This is a genomic window from Lactobacillus sp. HBUAS51381 (genome assembly GCF_012641095.1).
In the GTDB taxonomy this organism is placed as follows: Bacteria; Bacillota; Bacilli; order Lactobacillales; family Lactobacillaceae; genus Levilactobacillus.
The window spans coordinates 66,634-81,583 of the sequence record NZ_JAAVSC010000004.1; the positions used below are offsets into that span (position 1 = coordinate 66,634).

At 50.3% G+C, this 14,950-nt stretch carries 10 protein-coding genes; 7 read left to right on the plus strand and 3 right to left on the minus strand.

The features are described 5' to 3' along the window. Positions 1–21: 21 nt before the first annotated feature. The gene (gene hflX, locus HEQ50_RS02495) at positions 22–1,299 is read right to left on the minus strand and encodes a GTPase HflX (protein WP_168898931.1); all 1,278 of its coding nucleotides are present in this window, start codon (positions 1,297–1,299) and stop codon (positions 22–24) included. A 444-nt stretch (positions 1,300–1,743) separates the two neighbouring features. Here hflX and HEQ50_RS02500 point away from each other — a divergent pair, with 444 nt between their 5' ends. The 7 genes from HEQ50_RS02500 (at position 1,744) to HEQ50_RS02530 (ending at position 11,900) form a co-directional block, all read left to right on the plus strand. Next, positions 1,744–3,375, plus strand: coding sequence for a peptide ABC transporter substrate-binding protein (locus HEQ50_RS02500; RefSeq protein WP_168898933.1), 1,632 nt, complete (start codon positions 1,744–1,746; stop codon positions 3,373–3,375). Between the two features lie 280 nt (positions 3,376–3,655). Continuing rightward, positions 3,656–5,281, plus strand: coding sequence for a peptide ABC transporter substrate-binding protein (locus HEQ50_RS02505; protein WP_168898935.1), 1,626 nt, complete (start codon positions 3,656–3,658; stop codon positions 5,279–5,281). A 758-nt stretch (positions 5,282–6,039) separates the two neighbouring features. Continuing rightward, positions 6,040–7,668 (plus strand): peptide ABC transporter substrate-binding protein, encoded by a 1,629-nt coding sequence (locus HEQ50_RS02510; RefSeq protein WP_168898936.1) that lies wholly within the window; start codon positions 6,040–6,042, stop codon positions 7,666–7,668. A gap of 192 nt (positions 7,669–7,860) precedes the next feature. After that, positions 7,861–8,790, plus strand: a complete 930-nt coding sequence (gene opp3b / locus HEQ50_RS02515; protein ID WP_168898938.1) for an oligopeptide ABC transporter permease — start codon at positions 7,861–7,863, stop codon at positions 8,788–8,790. A gap of 11 nt (positions 8,791–8,801) precedes the next feature. Further along, a complete protein-coding gene (locus HEQ50_RS02520; protein ID WP_168898939.1) occupies positions 8,802–9,827 on the plus strand; it encodes an ABC transporter permease in 1,026 nt (341 codons plus the stop codon). A 13-nt stretch (positions 9,828–9,840) separates the two neighbouring features. Then, positions 9,841–10,941, plus strand: coding sequence for an ABC transporter ATP-binding protein (locus HEQ50_RS02525; protein WP_168898941.1), 1,101 nt, complete (start codon positions 9,841–9,843; stop codon positions 10,939–10,941). After that, on the plus strand, positions 10,941–11,900 hold the full coding sequence (locus tag HEQ50_RS02530) for an ABC transporter ATP-binding protein (protein ID WP_168898943.1): 960 nt from the start codon (positions 10,941–10,943) through the stop codon (positions 11,898–11,900). The genes HEQ50_RS02525 and HEQ50_RS02530 overlap by 1 nt, the downstream gene beginning before the upstream one ends. Positions 11,901–12,324: 424 nt before the next feature. Here the strand turns inward: HEQ50_RS02530 and HEQ50_RS02535 are convergent, their stop codons facing one another. Both HEQ50_RS02535 and HEQ50_RS02540 read right to left on the minus strand, forming a co-directional pair. After that, a complete protein-coding gene (locus HEQ50_RS02535) occupies positions 12,325–12,981 on the minus strand; it encodes a histidine phosphatase family protein (RefSeq protein ID WP_168898944.1) in 657 nt (218 codons plus the stop codon). A 99-nt stretch (positions 12,982–13,080) separates the two neighbouring features. Beyond that, on the minus strand, positions 13,081–14,937 hold the full coding sequence (locus HEQ50_RS02540; RefSeq protein WP_168898946.1) for a cation:proton antiporter: 1,857 nt from the start codon (positions 14,935–14,937) through the stop codon (positions 13,081–13,083). Positions 14,938–14,950: the final 13 nt, after the last annotated feature.

Consider the following 14,950-nt stretch of genomic DNA (forward strand, 5'->3'; position numbering starts at 1 on the left):
CTGGTTGTTTAGATGATGAGGCTAATCGGTGACCACAAACTTCTGGAAACGGTCGAAGTCTGCCTGTTGGAGCTCGACGCGTAGGGCCGTACCCTCGGCCTCGTAGCTGGTGTCGAGGACGTTGGCGTTTTCGTTTAAGTAGGACACGATTTCGCCATCAGAGAAGGGCACCAGGAAGTTGGCCGTCACGTAGTCGTGGAAGACCTTTTCCTTCATGGCCTTGACTAACATGGCGACGGAATCGGGATCCTTGGCCGACAGGATGAGTTGGTCGCCCACGCGGCTAGGATAACTGGCTTCGGTCAGATCGGCCTTGTTGAAGACGGTAATCATCGGCACGTCGGTCACGCCAATCTCTTCCAACGTCTTTTCTGTAGTCGCCATCATGGCTTCGCGGTTCGGGTCGGCGTAGTCCACGACCTGAACCAATAGGTCGGCGCTGGCGGCTTCGGCCAACGTGGAACGGAAGGCCTTGACCAATTGCGTGGGCAGTTGGCTGACGAACCCAACCGTATCGCTGAGCAACAGCTTCTTTTGATCCGGAAAGACCAACTGACGGACGCTGGTGTCCAGGGTGGCGAAGAGCATGTCCTTGACGAAGACTTGCTTGTCCTCACTCTTGCCAAATTCGCGGACCAGCGCGTTCATCAACGTGGATTTGCCGGCGTTGGTATACCCGACTAGCGCGACGGAAGGCAACTGATTACGTTCCCGTTGTTGGCGTTGCGTGGCCGCCGCTTGGTTAATTTCTTTGAGTTCGTGATTGACGTGGTTGATCGAGCGTTGAATGGTCCGCCGACTCATTTCGGTCTGCGATTCACCGGAACCACGGTTGGTGAAGCCACCGCCGCCACCGCTACCGGTTTGCTGGTCCAGCCGTTGAGAAGCGCTGGTGTGCAGCCGGGGCAGTTGATATTGGAGCATCGCCAATTGAACCTGTAACTTGGCCTCGCGTGACTGGGCACGGTTGGCGAAGATTTCTAGAATCAAACCGGTCCGGTCAATGATTCTCGCCTTGGTTCCGTTCTCGAGGTTCCGAATCTGGCTGGGGGTCAGTTCGTCGTTGACCACGATGATGTCGACGCCGTCATCGGCCACGATCGTTGCCAATTCCTCGACCTTCCCCGTCCCAAAGTAAGTCCCGGGATTGGGCTTGGTCAGCGATTGTTGAATTTCCTCGGCCACGGTCATGTTATTAGCCTCGACCAAGTTTCTAAGCTCCGTCATGGAATAGTTAAACGTGGCCTGTCCAGCGTTTAGCCCAATCGTAATGACGGGTGTTCGTGGGGTTTCTTCCAAAAGATCACCCTCCTTTAAAGTCTATGTCCTGAGTATAACATGTTTAATCCTGAGCGAATAAGGATTAGCTGGGGTAAGTGGGGAACCTGAGCAAACGCGTAGGGGGCCGGAAGAACGGTGAACCGAAGATAGACGTGCCGGGGAGTCGGAGATGAGGAGACTTTAATCATTTAGTCGACGACGATTTGAACGAGCCTTACGGTGAAAATCCCTTATGTGGCAAGGCCCCTAGCCATCATCAGGCCGGCTAAATAGGGTCAACGCAACTAACTTTTAGTAATTAAATTGAATAAAATTAAAATATAGTATTGATTCTAATTTAATTTTAATCTAGAATAGTTCCTGTTGTCAAAACAACGCGGGTTATCGGTTGTGGGCTTTAAAGAGCAACCAAGCTTAGAGCTGGCGGCGACAGAAATACATATTTAGAGGGGTCGGAATTTTATGAAGGTTAAGTCAATCGTCAAGTTAGGGACGGTGGCCACATTAGCGGCGATTTCATTAGCAGCGTGTGGGACGTCTTCTAGCAGTAACAAGCAGGCTAAGGATCAAACCTTAACTTGGATGGAAAGTTCGACGTTACCAACGATGGATAATTCATTGGCAACGGACGTGGTTTCTGGTGAAACCTTGAACAACACCGGTGAAGGTTTATTGAAGTTCGGTAAGAATAGCAGTACCCATCCCGGGGTGGCCAAGAGCTACACTAAGTCTAAGGACGGGAAGACTTATACGTTTAATCTGCGAAAGTCCAACTGGAGCAACGGGGATAAAGTCACCGCTCAAGATTTCGTTTACGGCTGGCAACGCACGGTCAACCCGAAGACGGGGTCACAATACGCCTACCTGTACGCCGATGTTCAGAATGCCAACGCCATTATGAAGGGCAAGAAGGCCGTCTCCACGCTGGGGATCAAGGCCGTCGGGGATTACAAGGTCAAAGTTACCTTGGTTCATCCCGTTAGCTACTTCCCAACCTTAGTGGCCCAAACGGCCTTCTTCCCACAGAACGAAACGGTGGTTAAGAAGTACGGCAAAAAGTACGCCACGAATGCCAAGAACAACGTCTACAACGGGGCTTTCAAGCTGACCTACTGGACCGGGACGTCCGACAATTGGACGTTAACCAAGAACAGTAAGTACTGGGATGCCAAGAAGGTTAAGCTGCACCAGATCAAGTTCAGTGCGGTCAAGGACCCTCAGACGGCTTTGAGCCAGTACCAGAGCGGCAAGTTGGACGCCATTTACCTGAGTGGCCAGCAACCGAAGAACTACAAGAACAACAAGGATTACCACGCCCGGAACAGTTCTCGGGTAACTTACATCGAATTAAATGAAAAGAAAGATTCCATGATGCGGAACCAGAAGGCCCGTCAAGCCCTGTCTCTGGTCTTGAACCGGAAGCAATTCGTCAACAAGGTCATGGACGACGGCTCTAAAGTGGCCACGGGAATCGTGACCAGCGGGTTAGCTATCCGAAATGGCAAGGACTTTGCCAAGGAAGGCACGATCCCAGCCGCAACGGAACACAACGTCGCTAAGGCGCAGAAGTTGTGGAAGGAAGCTCTGAAGGAAACCGGCCGGAAGAGTTACTCATTGACCTTGATGGCCGACGATACGGCCCAAGGCAAGAGTACGACCGAATACGTTCAGAGTCAGTGGTCCAAGCTGTCGAACTTCAAAGTAACCAACTCTAACTTGCCATACAAGACCCGGTTATCTCGGTCTGCCTCTGGCCAATTTGACGCCGTTGTCACGCTCTGGGGGGCCGACTTCCCAGATCCAATCACCGACCTGTCGCTGTTCACGTCGGATAATAGCTACAACAACGGGAAGTGGTCCAACAAGACTTACGACAAGCTGATTAACGAAGCCACGACGACGAACGCCAACAAGCCAGCCGCACGTTGGCAGAACCTGATTGACGCGCAAAAGATCTTACTGAAGGACCAAGGGATCATCCCAGTTTCGCAAAGCGGGAAGCCACAACTGGTTAAGTCCAAGGTCAAGGGGGTCATTTACTTCCCTGTCAGCTCTAACTGGGACTTCAGTCGCGCTTACATTGCGAACAAATAGGTCATCAACTAAAAATGTTCTAGCGAAATAAGGGAACGAAAGCCCGTAGAAGTTATTTTTGACTTCTGCGGGCTTTTTGAGGCCGTTAGTGCGAGTGCAACAGGCCAATAAATAGTGGTGATGTAAAATTTTTGCAGGTGTCGAACCCCGCCTTTGCGGCATTTGTGGGATAAATAAGCTATCAGCATTAAAATTCGCTATTGATTCTAATCGTTCTTTAATTTAATATGTTATTCAACGTAAGTCACTGAGGACAATTTGTGAAGGGGTCGGAACTTTTATGAGGATTAAAGCAATCGCCAAATTAGGTGCGGTGGCTGGTATCGCCACGATCGCGTTAGCCGCGTGTGGTACCAGCTCCCAAACGAATAAGGCCAAGGATCAAACGATACACGTGATGGAGACCTCGGCGTTATCCTCAATGGATAATGCGAAGGCCACGGATATTATTTCCGGTGAGACGCTGAATAACACGGGTGAGGGCCTGCTGCGGTTCGGTAAGAACAGTAAGACCTTACCGGGGTTAGCGAAGAGCTATCACAAGTCGAAGGACGGGTTAACCTATACGTTTAACCTGCGGAAGTCGCAGTGGAGTAACGGTGAGAAGCTCACGGCCCAAGACTTTGTCTACGCATGGCAACGAACCGTGGCGCCGAAGACGAGTTCCCAGTATGCCTATTTATACGCAGACATTAAGAATGCCAATGCCATCATGAACGGCAAGAAGGCGCCGTCTACCTTGGGTGTTAAGAAGGATGGGGACTACAAGTTGGTGGTGACCTTAGCCCACCCGGTCAGCTACTTCCCAACGTTAGTGGCGCAACAATGTTTCTACCCGGTTAACAAGGGCGCCGTGGAGAAATATGGCAACAAGTACGCCAGCAACGCCCAGAAGAACGTTTATAATGGGCCGTTCAAGTTAACGTCATGGTCCGGAACCTCCGATACCTGGACGTTGACTAAGAACAAGAAATACTGGAACGCCAAGGTTGTTAAGCTCCAGCACGTTAAATACAGTGCGGTCAAGGATCCTCAAACGGCGCTGAGCCAGTACCAGAGTGGCAAGTTGGACATCATCTCCTTGAGTGGTCAACAGCCTAAGAACTACAAGAACAACAAGGAATTCCATTCCCGGAAGAGTTCTCGGATTAACTACATCGAATTAAACCAACGCAAGGATACCATGTTGAAGAATACCAAGGCCCGGCAAGCCCTATCCCTGGTGCTGAACCGTAAGCAGTACGTCAACAAGGTGCTGCAAGATGGGTCAACGCCGGCAACCGGGATTGTATCGACGGGGTTGGCCATTCGGGACGGCAAGGACTTCGCGAGTGAAGCCACGGTGCCATCGGCTACCTCTTACAATTTAGCCAAAGCACAACAACTTTGGAAGCAGGCGTTGAAGGAAACCGGCCGGACCAGCTACAGTTTAACGCTGTTGGCGGATGACACGCCGGCGGGTAAGTCAGCGACGGAGTACATCCAGAGTCAGTGGAACAAGCTGGATAACTTCAAGGTGACAAACTCAAATATTCCGTACAAGACGCGGTTGTCGCGGTCACAAAATGGACAATTCCAAGCCGTAGTTAGTGGCTGGAGTGCCGATTTCCCTGACCCAATCACCGACCTGTCGTTGTTCACGACGGGCAATACCTACAACAACGGGAGATGGTCATCCAAGGCTTATGATAAGCTGATCGATGACGCCACGATTAAGAATGCCAACCAGCCAAGTGCCCGGTGGCAGAATCTCGTGGACGCGCAGAAGGTCCTGTTAAAGGATCAAGGGATCATTCCGTTTTACCAGACGGGGATGCCACAATTGGTCAAGTCGAAGGTTAAGGGGGTCGTGTACTTCCCTGTCGGCGCCAATTGGGATTACAGTCGGGCTTACGTCGCCAAATAACGTTAGCCACAAGAATCAGCAAATTTAGCTTGATGAAGAGTCTTCAAAAGTGCTTTCTGACTTTTGAAGACTTTTTTGGTGGAAATTGGATTTCGCGTCAGATACATTCAGAGGAGACTAGCGCGGTTTTGTGGGAGAAAGGGCATAAAGGACACGTTGACTTAAGTTAATGACCGTTTAGCAGAATTTAAAACGGTTTAAGGCTCTTTCAAGCGTCGACTTGGCCCGTTAAAAATAGTGGCAAGTTTCTCATAAAGAGAAATTCTCTAAGATCTGTATATTATTCATCGATTAAGTCGTCAGGTGGACGCCATCGACATGATCAGTTTACGCGAACTCGTGCTCTGAGGCACCTCAATATCCGATACTAAGGAGACAGACTTTCCCGGTTTAGTTGGAAAAGATAACCCTTGGGAGTCGTTGCTTCGGGAGATTAGGCTGAAGGACAAGCGGTAGGGGTGGTCGGGTTAAGCGCAATGGCCGGTGTGGCGACCAGGTCGTCGAAACCGTTGTGAATGTATAATAGGTAAATATTAATGTAAGCGTTATCTTGAAATTATTGATAAAATGAGAAAAAAACTGAATTTTAATTTTATTTTTGCACGATAAACGCCGATATAGAGGCGTTTATGATTGCATATTTAAATTTTATTAGTTTTTACCATTGATTTTAATGGTTTTCTAATATACAATTGGAAACATCAAATTTGAGGATGTCAATTTATTTCACTTACAACACATAGAGGGGTTGGATATTAATGAAAATCAATTCGGCAGTCAAACTCGGGACGGTGGCGACGTTCGCGGCAGTATTACTTGCGGCGTGTGGGTCATCATCCAGCAGTTCCAATGAAGCTAGTAAACAAACGTTAAACTGGATGGAAAATTCCGCATTACCATCCATGGATTCCGCGACGGCAACCGACGTGGTTTCTGGGGAAACCTTAAACAACACGAACGAAGGTCTGTTACGGTTTGGTAAGAACAGTAGCATTCACCCAGGGGTAGCTAAGAGCTATAAGGTCTCCAAAGATGGTAAGACCTATACCTTCAACTTACGAAAGTCTAACTGGAGTAACGGCGATAAAGTTACCGCCAAAGACTTCGTTTACGCCTGGCAACGCACCGTCAATCCGAAGACCGCTTCGCAATACGCTTACATGTACGCACCGGTTAAGAACGCCAACGACATCATGAAGAGCAAGAAGCCCGTTTCTAGCTTAGGCGTTAAGGCGGAAGGCAATTACAAGTTGGTCGTAACGTTATCCCAGGCCACGAGTTACTTCCCATCCTTAGCGGCTAGTCCGATGTTCTTCCCACAGAATCAATCAGTCGTTCAGAAGTACGGCAAGAAGTACGCCACGAACGCCAAGAGCAACGTTTATAACGGGCCCTTTAAGTTAACTTACTGGACCGGGACTTCTGATAACTGGACCTTGAGTAAAAACACTAAGTACTGGAACGCAAAGAATGTTAAACTGAAGAAGATTAACTTCAAGACGATGAAGGATCCACAAACTTCTCTGAGTCAATACCAGAGTGGCAAGTTGGACGCAACTTACTTGAGTGGTCAGCAACCGAAGAACTACAAGAACAGCAAGCAATACGTTGAACGTAAGGGGGCTTCGACTTTCTACATTGAATTGAACCAACGGAAAGACACGATGATGAAGAACAAGAAAGCCCGGCAAGCATTGTCACTGGCAATCAACCGGAAGCAATTCGTCAACAAGGTCTTGGCCGATGGGTCAACCCAAGCCAAGGGGCTGGTCTCCACGGGATTAGCTTCTTACAAGGGTGAAGACTTCACCAAGGCAGCCGCAGTACCTTCCGCTTACTCACAAGACTTAACGAAAGCTAAGAAGTTGTGGAAGGAAGCCTTGAAGGAAACCGGTCGTTCGAGCTACAACTTAACGTTGATGGCCGATGATACGCCGGCTGGTAAGAACGCCACTGAATTCGTTCAGAGTCAATGGTCCAAGTTGGGCAACATCAAGGTTACCAACTCGAACTTACCATTCAAGACGCGGTTGAGCCGTTCTGAAAATGGGCAATTCCAAGCCGTTGTTTCTGGCTGGGGTGCCGATTACCCTGATGCCATCTCCTTCCTGGAAATGTTCACTTCCACTAACTCTTACAACCGTGGTCAATGGAAGAACAGTTCTTACGACAAGGACATCGCCGCTGCTGATGGCAAGGATGCCAACAACAAGGCTGCCCGTTGGAACGACATGGTCAGTGCCGAAAAGACGTTGATGAATGAACAAGGGATCATCCCACTTTACCAACAAGGGAAATCACAACTGGTTAAGTCCAAGGTTAAGGGCGTAATCTACTTCCCAACAGGCGCTAACTGGGACTTCAGTAAGGCATACATTGCCAAATAATCACATCTAAATTAGTCATTACGCGTAAGAGAACGTTATAGTGTTACATCGGGGAGTAAGGATTAACGAGGCAGTTAGTCCTTACTTTTCGATATTTAGCAATTATTTATCGTCTTGTTGTTTTCATATAATTCTTGTTAAGCTTGACAACTTAACGATAACGAATAAGTCTACTGATTGAGAGGTAAACAAATGGCAAAGTACCTAGCAAAACGGATCTTCTACCTGATCCTGACCTTATTCATCGTGATTACCGTCACCTTTTTCCTGATGAAGCTGTTACCGGGGACGCCATTGACCAACCAAGCCAAGCTCTCCAAGAGTCAGATTGCGTTGATTTATCAGCAATACGGCTTGGATAAGCCTGTTTGGCAACAATACCTGCTGTACCTAGCAGGCGCCGTCAAAGGTAACTTCGGAACATCATTCCAATTCAGTGACCAACCCGTGTCCTACCTGCTTTCGAGCCGGATCGGACCTTCCTTACAGATTGGGCTGCAAGCCATGATTTTGGGCGTCATTGTTGGGATCATCATTGGTGCTCTGGGCGCGATGAGACAGAATACGTGGGTCGACACCACGACAACCGTTGTTTCTATTTTAGGGATTTCCATTCCTTCCTTCGTTCTGGCCGTGCTGTTACAGTACTACCTGGGATTGAAGTTAGGGTGGTTCCCCATCGCCGAATGGGGTGGCTTTATCTACACGGTCTTGCCAACCTTAGCGTTGGGCGCGACACCGTTAGCCGAGTCGGCGCGGTTCGTGCGAACGGAAATGGTGGATGTGTTGAGTTCAGATTACATTGAGTTGGCTAAAGCTAAAGGGCTAAGCCGGATGGGGGTTATTTACCACCATGCGCTGCGGAACAGTTTGATTCCGCTGATTACGATTGTCGGCCCCTTAGCCGTTAACATCATGACCGGGTCGATGGTTGTTGAAAACATCTTCTCGATTCCCGGGATTGGGGAACAATTCGTGAAGTCCGTCTTGACGAACGATTACCCAACCATCATGGGCTTGACCATCATCTATTCATTCATGTTATGTGTCGTTCTGTTGATCACCGATATCCTCTACGGAATCGTTGACCCACGGATTCGGATCACAGGAAAGGCTAACTAGGAGGTAAATAAATGGCAGATACAGTAAAACTCCCAGAAGATAGCTTTAAGCCGATTACGGCCGATGACCGGGCGGCTTTAGATAGTGAAAAGATTGCGGCACCGTCATTAACCTTTACACAGGATGCTTGGCGGCGGTTAAAGAAAAACCGGGGCGCCTGGATCTCATTAATTATCTTGGGAATTATCTTCATTATGGCTTTTGGTTCACTCTTCTTCTCACCGCACAATCCTAACGCCGTTAACCCATCGTACGCCAACTTACCATCCAAGATTCCTGGCGTGAACATCAACGGGTTCAACGGGACGTTGGTTCAAGCGGGTGAACGAGTGGACGCCTACAAGCAGGCTGGGGCTTCTAGCCTGCACTACATCATGGGGACCGACTACTTGGGTCGGGACCTGTTCTCTCGGGTCTTGTATGGGACACGGATTTCCTTAATCATTGCGTTAGTGGCGACGTTGTTTGACCTGACCATCGGGGTGACCTACGGGTTGTTCTCCGGTTGGAAGGGCGGCCGGGTCGACACCATCATGCAACGGATCATTGAAATCATCCTGTCGATTCCTAACTTGGTTGTTATCGTCCTGCTGATTTTGATTCTGAAACCCGGGATGACCTCAATCATCATCGCCATCGCCTTAACCTCCTGGGTCAACATGGCCCGGCTGGTCAGAGCGCAGACCTTGGAGATCAAGGAACAAGAGTACGTCTTAGCGGCCCGAACCCTGGGCGAAAGTTCGCTGAAGATTGCGTTTAAGCACCTGTTGCCGAACTTGTCGAGTGTGATCATCATCAACACGATGTTCACCATTCCAAGTGCCATCTTCTTCGAAGCCACGCTGTCCTACATCGGGATCGGGATTTCCTCACCACAAGCGTCACTGGGGACCCTGTTAAACGATGGGCAAAAGAACTTCCAGTTCCTGCCTTATCAGATGTGGTGGCCGGCACTGATCCTATGTATCATCATGTTAGCCTTTAACCTCTTAGGTGATGGGTTGCGAGATGCATTCGATCCGCGGACGAAAGAGTAGGTGAAATAACGTCATGGATAATGAAAAAGATATTTTAGAGGTCCGGAATCTACAAGTTAACTTCAAGACCTATGCCGGTGACGTTAAGGCGATCAGAAACGTTAACTTGGATTTACGGAAGGGTGAAACCTTAGCGATCGTGGGGGAATCGGGTTCCGGTAAGTCCGTGACCACGCGGACCATTATGGGCTTGAACGCCACGAACGCGGACATTGTCAGTGGGTCGATTCTTTACAAGGGACAGGATCTGTTAAAGAAGAGCGAGAAGGAAATGCAGGCCATTCGGGGCCAAGACATTGCCGAAATCTTTCAGGATCCGATGACCTCGTTGGACCCGACCATGAGAATTGGGCGGCAAATCGCCGAACCATTGATGGTGCACAAGGGCATGAAGAAGGAAAAGGCGTTAGCACAAGCCTTGGAAATGATGAAATTGGTCGGGATTACGGATGCTGAAAACCGGATTAACGACTATCCGCACCAATTCTCAGGTGGGATGCGGCAACGGATCGTCATTGCGATTGCGTTGATTAACTACCCCGAGGTCCTCATTGCCGATGAACCAACGACGGCCTTGGATGTGACGATTCAGGCGCAGATCCTGAACTTGATGAAGGAATTGCAGGACAAGATCTCCACGTCGATCATCTTCATCACCCATGATTTAGGGGTGGTGGCTGGTATGGCCGACCGGGTGGCTGTCATGTACGCGGGTAAGATCGTGGAATATGGGACGGTTGATGAAATCTTCTACAACCCGAAGCATCCGTACACGTGGGGCCTGTTGAGTTCCATGCCGACCTTGGATTCGAGTGGCGATTCATTGCCATCGATTCCTGGGACGCCACCGGACTTATTGGACCCACCAACTGGGGATGCCTTTGCCGCGCGGAACGCGTATGCTTTAAAGATCGATACCGAAAAGGAACCACCGTTCTTCAAGGTTTCCGATACGCACTACGCCGCGACTTGGTTACTCCATCCGGATGCACCAAAGGTGACGCCACCGACACAAATCGTCGAACGACAGAAGAAATATGCCAAGATGCAAAAAGACTGGTTAGCGTCTCAAAAGGCGTCGACACCAATTGAAGAAGAGGAGGAACAGCAATAATGGATTACGAAAATGCCGAAAAAATCCTCCAAGTCAAGCACCTCAAACAGTATTTTAACGTCGGTAAAGCGGATGAGGTTCGCGCCGTTGATGATATTTCGTTTGACATCTATAAGGGTGAAACCTTTGGTCTAGTCGGTGAATCCGGATCTGGGAAGACCACGACTGGCCGGGCGATCATTCATTTATATGAACCAACGTCTGGTGAAATCTTATTTGACGGTAAGAACGTGGATTCCTTTACCAGTAAGCAGGATCAACACGATTTTCGTCAAGAGATGCAGATGATCTTCCAAGATCCGTACGCCTCATTGAATCCCCGGATGAAGGTTAAGGACATCGTGGCCGAGGGAATTGACATCAACCACCTTGCCAAGGACGATGCCGACCGGACCAAAAAGGTGGAAGACTTGCTGGAAACTGTGGGACTGAACAAGGACCATTCCAGTCGGTATCCCCATGAATTCTCTGGTGGTCAACGGCAACGGATCGGAATTGCCCGGGCATTAGCCGTCAACCCCAAGTTCGTGATTGCCGATGAACCAATCTCCGCGTTGGACGTGTCGATTCAGGCCCAAGTGGTTAACCTGATGAAGAAGTTGCAGCGGGAACAGGGCTTAACGTACCTGTTCATCGCCCATGACTTGTCCATGGTGAAGTACATCTCCGATCGCATCGGGGTTATGCACTACGGCCGGATGTTAGAGATCGCCGATGCCGACGAAATCTACGCCCACCCGTTACACGACTACACCAAGAGTCTACTGTCGGCCGTCCCAGTTCCCGATCCAGAGTTCGAACGGACGCGAGAAGAGATTGCCTACGACGGTAGCGGCGAAAATGACGGCAAGGAACGACACTTAGTCGAAATCTCCCCCCGGCATTGGGTCCGCGCAGCCGACGATGAAGTGGCGTTGTACAAACAACGTGCGGAAGAAGCGTCGTTGATTCAAAAATAGAGTGTGGAGCGAGGCTGGGAGTCGGCGAGCATTAACGTCATTCAGGTTGAAATCCCGGGTTTGGATTTTGGCCTGAATGGGGTTAAGCGGAACCGGCTGCCTCGCGGAACACGTTTCGACACCAGCACGTTTTAACGAAAGTCCGAGAGCCAGCATGGTTCTCGGGCTTTTGTATTATCTAAGCTAAGTGGAAATCCCACGAGTTGGTAAACGGCTTATCATTGTCCACCAACTCATGATTTCAATTCACTCGGGTCCGTTCACCTCGAGCGGACCCTCTACTTATTACTAATGTAAATTCGCCAATTTTTGTTGCACGATTTTTCGAACAATTTAAATCGTCGTCCTTTTCCCCGCCCAGCTTGGTGTGAAAAAAAGACGCCCAACCGGTGAAGGGTTGAACGTCAGGTTTAGAAGGTACGGGTTAAAGCGTGCCCTCAGAATTATTGTAATAGTCCACGTGATACTGCCCGTCCGTGACGGTGATCTTCGTGATGCTCCCGTTGTCGACGGGAATCGAAATGTCGATGTTGGAGAACTTAGAAACGGTACTCCGAATCGTCGTGCTGTGCGTGGCGATAAGTACCTTGTCACCATCCTTGGCCGCGGCGATTACCCGGTCAAAGCCGGGCTGCAGGCGGGCCCAGAAGGCGGCATTGTCTTCGGCATCGCCGTATGGATCTTGGGCGTGGAACATGTCCTTGGTTTTCTCAATGGTTAAGCCGGCAATCATGTCGTCAAAGGTGTGAAAGCCCTTGGGACTACCCACGGTGTGCCAAGTTTCACCTTCGTCCATGCCTTCGAAAAAGCCGAAACTCTCTTCGCGAAAGGCCGGGTCAACCTGCAAGGCTTGAACGTCGAGGCTGTTGGCCGCCAGAATGATTTCGGCGGTCTTCTTCGCGCGCGACATGTCGCTGGTGTAGGCCGCGTTAAAGGGGATATCTGCGAGTCGTTTCCCAGCCCGTTTGGCATCAGCCAGGCCCTTGTCGGTTAACGGGGCATCGATCCATCCCTGAATACGGAAATACTTGTTCAAAAAGGTTTGGCCGTGACGCACCAAATAAAGTTCAACTGTCGCCATGTCATTCGCTCCTTTTAGTTTAGCTCAACGTGATTGGTCCGCCTGCCACGGGGACAGGTCCAGACCACAATCAACGGTGCGGGTCTCATTGTAACAGTTTTAGTTCAGAATGCCTAGTTCGCGCCGAATTTCACGTGCTTTTTCCGGCGAACTGGTGAAGATAATTCGGTCATTAAATTTCAATAGCGTACTACCCGTTGGTCGAACGAAATGGCCGTTGCGGAAGATCTGACTGATGGTCACGTCGCCGACAAAATCCAGATTGCGAATCTGTTGGTCGGTGTAGCGTCGATTGCGCAGGGCCACCTCGTACACGGCGGAGGTGGAGGCCGTCATCAGCCGCAGCGTCGTTGGTGCCTCAATCAGACTACGTAACATGGCGATGTTGACGTTGGGCGTGTTGTAGACCTCGATGCCCAGGTCGGTCAATTCGTCTTCTCGTTCGTCCAGTACGTTGCGGTCCTCGAAGCGCACGATCACCCGGTTGACGCCATAGGCTTTCGCCGCCTTGGCCAACTCGTAGTTCTTATTGGCATTGAAATGCCCCAGCACCACGATGTCGGCGTCAAAAACGTCTTGAGCGGTCACATAATCCGTATCCAACGAGTCCAAGAGGGAAACGTTGACTTCGGAGTTGTAGGTCTTGTAATTGGCGGGTTTATCGGTATACATGCTGATGTCATACCAGCTATCAGCCAGTTGTTGGGCTACGGGAACGGTGAGTAAATTGGTTCCGATGAAGTGAACCGTGGACTTCTTCAGGTCCTCGGCCTCGGCGGAGTAGCCCGTGTTAAAGAGCAGGGGTCCCAACACACAGGTTAAAATGGCCGCCAAGAGGAAGGCCCCGGACTGTTGGCTAGTGACCACCTTCATGGTCTTGGCCACCTGCAAGACGGCCAGTACCATGGTGATTGTGGCCGACGTGATCGCCATGCCGGCGAAGGCGTTGCCGCGTTTGAACCGCAAGCGCAGGATGAAGTAGACCGCGGCCTTCGCCAGTAAATAGGCCACCAGAAAGGCCGGAATCAGGAGTAGCGTGGCCGAATCGGCCAACAGCGTCCGCAGGTTTAAGTCGACCCCGCTCATCATGAAGAACATGGGGATGAAGAAGCCGTAGCCAATGCCGTCCAGCCGGGTACGCGTGTCTTCTTGGGGTTGGAGAAGCTTCATCACAATTCCGGCAACAAAGGCCCCCAGGATACCCTCGGCCCCCACGGATTCGGCGATGACCACCATGCTGAAGATGAGGAAGAAGGCCAGGCGAATGTCCAGTTGGGTCGTGGACTTGTTGATGCGTTCGAAGAAGGTGAAGAAGGGTTTGAACCGCCGAAAGAGAATGCCGGCGGCCAGAAAGACCAGCAATAGCAGCCACAGGGATTTCCCGCCCTTGCCGAAGATTGACGCGTAGATGGTCAGGGCAAAGAGGGGCACGATTTCCCCCAGAGCGGCAATCAACAGGACCGTTTGGCCAAAGGGCTTGCTCAGGAGCTCCTTCTCCTTGAGCGTGGCGATGACGATTCCCAGCGAAATGGTCATGAAGATAATGGCAGCCAACCACGGGTCCTTGAACAGGCCGGTCCACTGACAAACGAAGCCCAAGAGAAGGGCGCTCGCGGCAATGGCAACGTAACTACTAACGGCAATGAAGACCGGTGAATACTTGGGCGCGTTGCCGGCGGCCTTGGCGGCTAACGGCGTCTGTGGTCGTTTCCGGCGATTGAAGAGGCTGAAGTCAATTTCCATCCCACTGAGGAACATCAAGAAGATGACCCCGGTATTGGAGAGCAAAGTTAACGTGGCATTGGTGTGCACCACGTTGAAGAGACTGGGTCCCAGCATAATACCCACCAGGATTTCCACGACGGCGGTTGGTAGAACGGTAAGCTTGAATTTCGCCATCACTAACGGTGTTACCAGTGCGGCAGTTAAGATAATTAATAAAGACACTTGATCCATAGAGTCACCCCCG

Coding starts and splice junctions, on each gene's coding strand:
- HEQ50_RS02500 (WP_168898933.1), top strand. CDS start 1,744: ATGAAGGTTAAGTCAATCGTCAAGTTAGGGACGGTGGCCACATTAGCG.
- HEQ50_RS02505 (WP_168898935.1), top strand. CDS start 3,656: ATGAGGATTAAAGCAATCGCCAAATTAGGTGCGGTGGCTGGTATCGCC.
- HEQ50_RS02510 (WP_168898936.1), top strand. CDS start 6,040: ATGAAAATCAATTCGGCAGTCAAACTCGGGACGGTGGCGACGTTCGCG.
- opp3b (WP_168898938.1), top strand. CDS start 7,861: ATGGCAAAGTACCTAGCAAAACGGATCTTCTACCTGATCCTGACCTTA.
- HEQ50_RS02520 (WP_168898939.1), top strand. CDS start 8,802: ATGGCAGATACAGTAAAACTCCCAGAAGATAGCTTTAAGCCGATTACG.
- HEQ50_RS02525 (WP_168898941.1), top strand. CDS start 9,841: ATGGATAATGAAAAAGATATTTTAGAGGTCCGGAATCTACAAGTTAAC.
- HEQ50_RS02530 (WP_168898943.1), top strand. CDS start 10,941: ATGGATTACGAAAATGCCGAAAAAATCCTCCAAGTCAAGCACCTCAAA.
- HEQ50_RS02535 (WP_168898944.1), bottom strand. CDS start 12,981: ATGGCGACAGTTGAACTTTATTTGGTGCGTCACGGCCAAACCTTTTTG.
- HEQ50_RS02540 (WP_168898946.1), bottom strand. CDS start 14,937: ATGGATCAAGTGTCTTTATTAATTATCTTAACTGCCGCACTGGTAACA.